The sequence below is a fragment of the Marinobacterium ramblicola genome, from assembly GCF_019084545.1.
Lineage (GTDB): Bacteria > Pseudomonadota > Gammaproteobacteria > Pseudomonadales > Balneatricaceae > Marinobacterium_D > Marinobacterium_D ramblicola.
Genome location: NZ_JAHREP010000049.1, coordinates 1 through 7,953 on the forward strand (window position 1 = coordinate 1; position 7,953 = coordinate 7,953).

The following is a 7,953-nucleotide window of genomic DNA, read 5'->3' on the forward strand; positions in this document are numbered from 1 at the left end:
TTGCCGATCTCGATATGGCCGTCGATGGCGGCCTGGCGGAACCCCTTCTGCGGCCCGTCCAGTTCGGACAGGTACATCGACGGTACGTGGGTGATCTTCGCGACGAGGGCCAGTTTACCCATGTTCTATACCTCTTATTCTGTTCAAGTCTGGTGCCTGGTGTCTGTCCCTACGCTCAGGATGACAGGGCCAGGCTGCGGTTTTTCTTCATTGCATAGTAGTGCGCGGCCAGTGCCGAAGCCGGTGCCAGTGCGATGCAGACCATGATCGGCAGCACGCTCTGGCCAAGCAGCAGCGGCATCAGCTGGGCGATCGTTGCGCCGGTCAGCAGCTGGATGAAGCCCAGCAGTCCCGATGCCGTGGCGGCGGAGGTCGGCGAGCAGCTGATGGCGGCGGATTGGGCGTTGGGCTGGCTCAGTCCGCGGCCCAGAGTCACCAGCGCCATCGGCAGAAACAGGGTTGCGTAACTCAGTGTCGCGGCGAGGGCGAAGCCGACCAGCAGCAGCGCGCCAAACAGTGACAGCGCGTTGCCTGCCAGTACCACCTGATCCACGCTGGCGCGCTTCGCCAGACGGGTGGAGAGAAAGCTGCCGGCCATGAACGCGAACGACACGCTCAGGAACCAGGTACCGAACAACGCCGAGTTACCGCCCAGGCTGTCGACGATATAGGGCGCGGTGCCGACGAACATGTAGAACGCCGCCGCGATAAAGGTGGTCGACAGCGCATAGCCGATGTAACCGGAGGACTGGAACACACCGGCATAGCGCTGAATCACCGGCTTCAGCCGCAGGCTGTCGCTCCTCTCCGTGCAGGTTTCCGGCATCTGCAGCAGGGCCACCAGCCAGGCCAGCGCGCCGGTGGCAAGCGATACATAGAAGATCGCGCTCCACCCCACCCAGAGGTTCAGGTAACCACCGAGGGTCGGCGCTATCGACTGGGCGATGGCGATCGCCATGACGATATAGCCCATCCGGCCGGCAGCACCTTCGCGGCCGTAGATATCCAGGATGATGGTGCGTGCCAGCACCATTGCGGCACTGCCGCCGAGCGCCTGCAGCACGCGGCCGGCGATCAGATGGCTGACATCACCGGCAAAGGCGGCCAGCAGACTGCCTGCGGTATGCAGGGCCAGGCCGATCAGCAGTATCGGCCGGCGACCGTAATGATCGGCCAGCGGTCCGGACAGCAGCTGGCCGAACGCCAGCGTGAACAGATAGGCGGTAAAGCTCAGCTGGATCACGCTGACATCGGTGTGCAGCTCGCGCGCCGCATCCGGCATCGCCGGCACGAACAGGTTGAGCGCCAAGGGACTGGCCATGGCGATCAACGTGAGCAGTGCGACCGACGGGGTACGAACGCTTGGACTGGCGGCCATTATCGCTCTCGGCTTCAGTTCGGGTCGCGGATCACCAGCAGACGCAGCTCGGTCATGTCTTCGATGGCGTAGCGCACACCCTCACGACCCAGGCCACTGTCCTTCACGCCGCCATAGGGCATATGGTCCACGCGCCAGGAGGGCACATCGCCGATCACCACGCCGCCGACCTCGAGCTCGTCCCAGGCCTTCTGGATCTTGTAGATGTCGCGGGTAAAGATACCGGCCTGCAGGCCGAAGTCGGAGTTGTTGACCTCCTTCAGTGCGGCGTTGAAATCGCTGAAGCGGGACAGGATCGCCACCGGGCCGAACGCCTCCTGGCAGTTCACGTCGGTGTCGGCCGGCACGTTCTCCAGCAGCGTCGCCTGCAGCATGGCGCCTTCGCGCTCGCCGCCGCAGAGCAGGGTGGCGCCCTTGGCCACAGCCGCTTCAACCCAGCCGTGCAGGCGGGTCGCTTCCTTCTCGGAGATCATCGGGCCGATAAAGGTCTCTTCATCCTTCGGATCGCCGCTCTTCAGATTCTTGACCGCAGCGGTCAGCTTGTCGCGCACGGCATCGTACAGGCTCTCATGCACCATGATCCGCTGCACGCTGATGCAGCTCTGGCCGGACTGGTAGTAGGCGCCGAACACGATGCGCGCCACGGCGTCGTCGATATCGGTGCCCTCGTCGACGATGCAGGCTGCGTTGCCGCCCAGCTCCAGCACCACCGGTTTCTTGCCGGCGCGGGCTTTCAGGTCCCAGCCCACTTCCGGTGAGCCGGTGAAGCTGAGCAGCTTCAGACGCTCGTCGGTGGTGAACAGATCGGCGCCGTCGCGACGGCAGGGCAGGATGGAGAACGCACCCTTGGGCAGGTCGGTTTCGGCCAGCACCTCGCCGATGATCAGCGCACCGATCGGCGTCAGGCTGGCTGGCTTGAGTACAAACGGGCAGCCGGCGGCGATCGCCGGGGCGACCTTGTGCGCGGCCAGGTTGAGCGGGAAGTTGAATGGCGAAATGAAGGAGCAGGGGCCGATCGGCACCCGCTTCCACATGCCGGTGTAACCTTCGGCACGGGGGCTGATATCCATCGGGATCACCTCTCCGCCGATGCGCACCGCTTCTTCGGCGGCGATACGGAAGGTGTCGATCAGCCGTGTCACCTCACCGCGGGCATCCTTGATCGGCTTGCCGGCTTCGATGCACAGCGCCTGGGCCAGCTCTTCGAAACGCTCCTGAAAACGGGTGACGCAGTGGTTCAGGATCGACTGGCGCTTGTGCGCCGGGAGCTTGCGCATCGGCTCGGCGGCGGCATCGGCGGCGGCGATGGCACGATCGATGGCATCGGCGTCGGCCAGCGCGACGCGGGTAGCGACTTCGCCGGAGTATTTGTCGTAGACCGCAAGATCCTGGTTGGGGGCTTCAGCTTCGTTGGCCAGGTAGTAGGGGTAGCTTGCTTGCAACATGGGAATCTCCGCTGGCGTTCAGTGACGGATTGCGAACGTCATTTAATTAATATATTAACTAAAATATAAATAACATGTTAACTATTGTCAATGAAGACAAGTCATGTGCAGTCGGTGCCCTTGGTGGTGGTAGTTCAGGTACGCGGCACCTTATATAGGGTTTAGCATATTGGACGAAAAACGGGGATAATTGGTCGTTATCCCGGCGTGGTCGATTCGACTAGCCCCGTTCAATCACCTGTCTCGTATCGAGTGATGCCGTCCGTGCGCACAACAAAAACGATAAGCCATGCGCTCCTGGCCCTGTTATGCCTGGGGCTTCTGTTGATGCAGCTCTCATTGCCCGTGTTTGCTGCGCGTGGTGATACTGCCGGCGCTGCCCGACAATATATCGTCGTCGGCGGCGACCACTACCACCCCCCGTACGAATTTCTCGATGATAACGGTGAGCCGGCCGGCTATAACGTGGAGCTGACCCGTGCCATCGCCGAAGTGATGGGGGTCGATGTGCGTTTCGTGTTCGGTGAGTGGGCCGAGATGCGGCGCAAGCTGGAATCGGGAGAGATCGATATTCTGCAGGGGATGTCCTACTCGGAAGAGCGCGCCAAGGAGTTCGATTTCGCGCCGCCCCATGCCATCGTCCACCAGTCCTTCTTTGCCCGCAAAGGCGCGCCGGCGGTTGAGCTTGACGAACTCCAGGGCAAGGAGGTGATCGTGCAGAACCTGGATATCATGCACGACTACCTGCTTGAGCATAACGTCGGTGCGGAGCTGATCACCGTCGATACCCACGCCGATGCTCTGCGTCTGCTGGCATCGGGTCGTGGGGATTACGCCCTGGTGGCCAACCTGCCCTCGCTCTATCTCAGCCGCCAGTTGGGCCTGACCAATATCCTGCCGGTGGCCAAGCCGTTTGCGAATCGCTACGGCTATGCGGTGAAAAAAGGTAACTCCAATACACTGGCCACCTTCAGCGAAGGCCTCGCCATTCTGAAAAATACCGGACGCCACCAGCAGATCTATGATAAGTGGCTGGGGCCGCTGGAGGATATGGGCAGCTTCCCGTGGAAAAAGGTGGGCCAGATCGGCGCCAGTGTGTCGGTGACGCTGCTGCTGATCCTGGGCGGTATCGTGATGTGGAACCGGATGCTCAGGCGCGAGGTGGAGAGCCGCTCGGAAGATCTGCGCCGCCACCAGCAGCAGTTGATACAGGCGGACAAGATGACCTCGCTCGGGGTGCTGGTGTCCGGCGTCGCGCACGAGATCAATAACCCCAGCAGCCTGCTGTTGCTGAACCTGCCGGTGTTGCGCGATGCCTATGCGGATACCCGTGAGATATTGGAAAACCACTACCGTACGCACGGTGATTTCGATATCGGCGGGCTGGCTTATTCGCGGATGCGTGACGAGATACCGCTGATGCTGGACGAGATGCTCGATGGCGCTCAGCGGATCAAACGCATCGTCGGCGACCTGAAGGATTTCGCCCGCCAGGGCAGTGCCGATCTGCGCGAGGTGGTGGATCTCAACACGGTGGTCGATACCGCAATTCGACTGGTGGATAACTCGATTCGCAAGGCCACCGGCCAGTTCGAGGTGAGTTTGGGGGTCGGTCTGCCGACCGTCAGGGGTAATGCCCAGCGTATCGAGCAGGTGGTGATCAACCTGATCCTCAACGCCTGTCAGGCGCTGCGCTCACCCACAGAGGGGATCTTCCTGCGTACCTATTACGACGCCGACGAGTCTGGAGCCCTGCGGGTGATTCTGGAGGTGCGCGACCAGGGCCAGGGGATCGAGCCGGATGCGATCAACCAGTTGACCGATCCGTTTTTCACCACCAAGCGAGAGAGCGGCGGCACAGGGTTGGGGTTGTCGGTGTCGGCGGGAATCGTCAGTGAACATCGCGGGCGGCTGGTGTTTGACTCCAAACCGGGTGAGGGCACCACGGTGCGCATGATTCTGCCGGTCGAGAGCGAGTCGATGCTCGGGTCAGGCGCGGCTGCCAAGGGCGATCAATAAGCGACCGGTCAGTGTGGTAACCAGTAGAGTGCAGGACGATTTGATGACGAACAGCGTATACCCCTCCTTTGGTCTGTTACTGGTGGACGATGAAGCCTCCTTTTTGCGCAGCCTGAGCATAGCGCTGGAGCGCAGCGGCGGGATCACCAATATCCAGCGTTGCCAGGACAGCCGTAAGGTGATGACGATTCTGGCGCGGGAGAACATCGGTCTGGTGACCCTGGATCTGACCATGCCGCATCTGTCCGGGGAGAAGCTGCTGGCACAGATCGTCGAGGAGCATCCCGATGTGGGGGTGATCGTGATCAGCGGTTTGAACCAGGTGGAGACCGCGGTCAACTGCATCAAGCTCGGTGCCTTCGATTACTTCGTCAAAACCGACGAGCCGGATCGACTGATCGCCGGGGTCCGTCGCGCCATCCGTCTGCAGGAGCTGCGGCGAGAGAACCAGGAGCTGCGCAAGCGCTTTCTGTACGACACCCTGGAGCAGCCCGAGGCGTTCGCCCATATCGTCACCGGCGACAAGGGGATGCGCTCGGTATTCCAGTATCTGGAGTCGGTTGCGGTGAGCCGCCAGCCGATCCTGATCTGCGGCGAAAGCGGCACCGGCAAGGAGCTGATCGCCCGCGCCGCGCATACCCTCAGCGGTCGTAGCGGACCGCTGGTCTGCGTCAACGTGGCCGGTCTTGATGACAACATGTTTGCCGACACCCTGTTCGGTCATGAGCGCGGTGCCTTTACCGGTGCCAACCAGGAGCGCGCCGGGATGATCGAGCGTGCCGCCGGCGGCACCCTGTTTCTCGACGAGATCGGCGACCTGAGCATGGCGTCGCAGGTCAAGCTGCTGCGGCTGCTGCAGGAGGGGGAGTACTACCCGCTGGGCAGCGATCGGCCGAAGCGGATCCAGGCGCGGGTGCTGGTGGCGACCCATCAGGATCTTGCCAAAAAGCAGGCCTCCGGCGAGTTCCGCAAGGATCTCTACTACCGCCTGCGTACCCATCTGGTGCGCATTCCTCCTTTGCGTCAGCGCAAGCAGGATATCCCGTTACTGCTTGAGCATTTCCTCGCCGAGGCCGCTGATGAGCTGGGCAAGAGCAAGCCGACCATTCCCCGTGAACTGCCGGTGCTGCTGTCCAACTACAGCTTTCCCGGCAACGTACGTGAGCTGCGCGCCATGGTCTACGACGCGATGAGCGTGCACCGTGCACGGATGCTGTCGATGGAGGTGTTCAAACGCGCCATCGATGCGCACCTTGACGAGGGGGAGGTGGTGGCGGAAGAGCGTGCGGTGTTCGTGCCCGACGAACCCCTGCCCAGCCTGCATGATGTGACCGATCTGCTGGTGCAGGAGGCGATGCGGCGCGCCGAGGGTAACCAGTCGATCGCGGCGCGTCTGCTCGGGGTATCCCAGCCGGCGCTGAGCAAGCGGCTCAAGCGGCTGCAGGATTGAGGTCCAAACCCAGTCACGAACCCCTATAACCTGGCGGATGGTTATAACGTGTGCAATGTCTTGTTAATTTATTGATATATAAAGATAAATATTGATTTTGTCGGTACGTGCTGTCGAAAGGTTATACCCCTTTGTTCGGGCGCACTTTTCTGATCTTTCTTATAAAGCCATTTAAAATCAAAATGTTGTAGTTTTTCTCAGGTATTGGCATCGACTTTGCTCATCTAAATGTCGTTGATCCAGCCAAAGTGCGGGTCGGCAAGTGTGAGCGTGCAAAGTCAGTACTAAGGAGAATTACAACGTGAATAAAAAAGCTCTGACCGCTGCGGCCGTAATGTCTGTGGCACTCTCCGGTGCGGTTTCCGCCGGCACCCTGGACACTATCAAGTCGAAAGATTTTGTGAAATGTGGTGTGACCGCGGGTGTTCCCGGTTTTTCCGTTCCTGACGAGAAGGGTAACTGGCAAGGCCTGGATGTGGATGTCTGCCGCGCCGTGGCCGCGGCCGCGCTGGGTGATGCCAGCAAGGTCAAGTTCATTCCGCTGAACGCCAAGGAGCGCTTCACCGCGCTGGCCTCAGGTGAGATCGATCTGCTCTCCCGCGTCACCACCTGGACCCTGACCCGCGATACCCAGCTCGGTATCAACTTCGCCGGCGTCAACTACTACGATGGCCAGGGCTTCCTGGTGAAGAAGGACATGGGCCTGAGCAGCGTCAAGGAGCTGGACGGCGCCACCATCTGCGTACAGTCCGGTACCACCACCGAACTGAACATGGCCGACTACTTCCGTACCAATGGACTGACGAATAAGACGGTCGTATTCGACACCAACGAAGAGGCGGCCACCGCCTTCGATACCGGCCGCTGCGATGCCTTCACCACCGACCTGTCCCAGGCGTTCGGTCTGCGTACCCGCATGCAGGATCCGGACTCCGTGGTCGCACTGCCCGAGGTGATCTCCAAGGAGCCGCTGGGCCCGGTGGTACGCCAGGGTGACGACCAGTGGTTCAACATCGTCAAGTGGTCGCTGAACGCGATGATCAACGCCGAAGAGCTGGGCGTCACCTCCGCCAACGTGGATGAGATGAAGTCCAGCGACAACCCCAACATCAAGCGTCTGCTGGGTAACGAAGAGGGCCTGGCCAAGGGGATGGGTATCGCCGAGGACTGGGGTTACCAGATCGTCAAGCAGGTGGGCAACTACGGTGAAGCCTACGATCGCAACGTGGGTAAGGACTCCCCGCAGCAGATCACCCGCGGTCTGAACAACCTGTGGAACAACGGCGGCATCATGTACGCCCCGCCGATCCGCTGATCAGCTCGAAAACTGTGTAGATCGGAGCACTCTTACGAGTGCTCCGTGCTGTCCACAACTGGCCCTTCGCGGGCCCGGAGAGTGATCAGATGTCCACTGACGTTATAAAAACGGCACCTCCCGCTCAGGCGCCCTCACCTGAGTTGACTTCAACGGAGGTCAAACCCTGGAACGACCCGGCCAAGCGTGCGCTGGTGTTCCAGATCCTGCTGGTGCTGACCTTGGGCGCCTTCGCCTGGTTCATCATCGACAACACCCTGAACAACCTAGAACAGCGCGGCATCACCACCGGCTTCTCCTTCCTGTCGCAGGAGGCGGGCTTCGGTATTCCACTGTCGCTGATCGA

Annotated in this window: 5 protein-coding genes and 1 pseudogene; 4 read left to right on the forward strand and 2 right to left on the reverse strand. The window is 61.1% G+C overall.

Annotation, left to right across the window (positions count from 1 at the left end; translation table 11 throughout):
- Nucleotides 1-175 precede the first annotated feature (175 nt).
- Nucleotides 176-1,378: a multidrug effflux MFS transporter gene (locus KQ940_RS22310; protein WP_217416857.1), complete on the reverse strand. Its 1,203-nt coding sequence runs from the start codon at nucleotides 1,376-1,378 to the stop codon at nucleotides 176-178.
- 14 nt (nucleotides 1,379-1,392) lie between these two features.
- Complete coding sequence (locus tag KQ940_RS22315; RefSeq protein ID WP_217416858.1) at nucleotides 1,393-2,823, reverse strand: aldehyde dehydrogenase family protein; 1,431 nt, start codon at nucleotides 2,821-2,823, stop codon at nucleotides 1,393-1,395.
- 327 nt (nucleotides 2,824-3,150) lie between these two features.
- On the opposite strand from KQ940_RS22315, the gene KQ940_RS22320 reads away from it, so the two are divergent.
- The 4 genes and pseudogenes from KQ940_RS22320 to KQ940_RS22335 all read left to right on the forward strand — a co-directional run.
- Nucleotides 3,151-4,842 carry a transporter substrate-binding domain-containing protein gene (locus tag KQ940_RS22320; RefSeq protein WP_246590264.1) on the forward strand — a complete coding sequence of 564 codons (1,692 nt, stop codon included), beginning with the start codon at nucleotides 3,151-3,153 and terminating at the stop codon, nucleotides 4,840-4,842.
- Between the two features lie 43 nt (nucleotides 4,843-4,885).
- Entirely contained in the window at nucleotides 4,886-6,292 is a 1,407-nt protein-coding gene (locus KQ940_RS22325) for a sigma-54-dependent transcriptional regulator (RefSeq protein ID WP_217416859.1), read from the forward strand.
- 301 nt (nucleotides 6,293-6,593) lie between these two features.
- Entirely contained in the window at nucleotides 6,594-7,607 is a 1,014-nt protein-coding gene (locus tag KQ940_RS22330) for an amino acid ABC transporter substrate-binding protein (RefSeq protein ID WP_343222712.1), read from the forward strand.
- 89 nt (nucleotides 7,608-7,696) lie between these two features.
- Nucleotides 7,697-7,953, forward strand: a pseudogene (locus tag KQ940_RS22335) (amino acid ABC transporter permease); the annotation flags it as partial.